Origin of the sequence: Geminicoccus flavidas (genome assembly GCF_009806515.1) — a bacterium.
Lineage (GTDB): Bacteria > Pseudomonadota > Alphaproteobacteria > Geminicoccales > Geminicoccaceae > Geminicoccus > Geminicoccus flavidus.
The window spans coordinates 1-1,194 of sequence record NZ_WUJP01000172.1; the positions used below are offsets into that span (position 1 = coordinate 1).

Below are 1,194 nucleotides of genomic sequence, written 5' to 3' on the forward strand. Positions count from 1 at the left end.
CTGCGCTACGGCATCTATGGCGAGGCGCCGGTGAAGGACTTCTTCGGCTACCAGACCAACTATTTCGGCAACCCGGCCAGCGTGCAGTACGCGGAGTTCATCCAGGCACCGCCGCTGCTCGCTCGTGCCAATGCCGAGGCTTCGCGGCTGGGTGAAGCGGTCGACGCGCTGTTCCCGGCCTATTACGTGAACTGGTACGACGATGTCGGCGCCACGGCCGAGGCGCGGCGCAAGAAGACCCTCGAGGTCTGGACCACCATGGTGCAGCACTCGATGAAGCTGGCCCTGCAATGGAAAAAGCCAGTCTACCCGTTCATCTGGATGCAGTTCCACAACAAGCTCAACCATCCGGGCCTGGCCACGAAGTTCCTGCCCAAGCGCTACTTCCGCCACCAGCTCGACACGCTGAAGAAGCTCGGCGCCAGCGGCGTCGTCATCTGGGGAACGCTCGGGGCAGACGGCACTGGCCGCGCGACCTTCGACAGGAACGCCGACTGGTGGCGGGAGTATCTGGCGTTCGCGAAGGCGAACGGGGCCAACCTGACGAAGTGCCAGTTGCTCCCAACCGGCTAGCCAAGCGGCGGGACGGGCACGCGCTGCGGCCCACTTTGGCGCTCATCCTCCGGTCCGGGAGCCGAAGCACGCGGCGGAGATGCAGAGACGGGACCAAGGGAACCTGCGCTCCCCGGGCGGGATTGCTTATCGCCGTCGCTGCAGGCTGGGCATCCCCCTCCACCTCCCCCTCCAGGAGCCCCGCATGAAGGCCATGACCTTTGACCGCTATGGCGGTCCGGAAGTCCTTCGCCAGTCCGAGCTGCCCACGCCGAAGGTGGGCCCCGGCGAGATCCTGATCCGGGTCCGCAGCGCCGCGGTGAACCCGGTCGACTGGAAGATCATGGCGGGCCACCTCGATAGCATCATGCAGGCCTATTTCCCGGCCATTCCCGGCTGGGACGTGGCGGGGGTGGTCGAGGCGGTGGGCTTCGACACGCCGGAGTTCTGCCCGGGCGACGAGGTCATCGCCTATGCCCGCAAGAGCTTCATCCATGACGGCACCTTCGCCGAGTTCGTCACGGTCTCGGCCGAGGCGGCGGCGCGCAGGCCCAAAAGCCTGGACTGGGACCAGGCGGCTGGGCTGCCGCTGGCGGGCCTCACCGCTTACCAGGTCCTGATGCGGCTGGGCCTGAAGGCCGG

General features: G+C 67.1%; 2 protein-coding genes. Both read left to right on the top strand.

Annotated elements, in window-relative coordinates; genetic code table 11:
- Window positions 1-573 (top strand): hypothetical protein (locus EQG76_RS04665; RefSeq protein WP_159711031.1); only part of this gene is annotated, 573 nt, incomplete at its 5' end.
- A gap of 184 nt (window positions 574-757) precedes the next feature.
- On the top strand, window positions 758-1,194 hold a 437-nt coding region (locus EQG76_RS04670), incomplete at its 3' end, for an NADP-dependent oxidoreductase (RefSeq protein WP_159711033.1).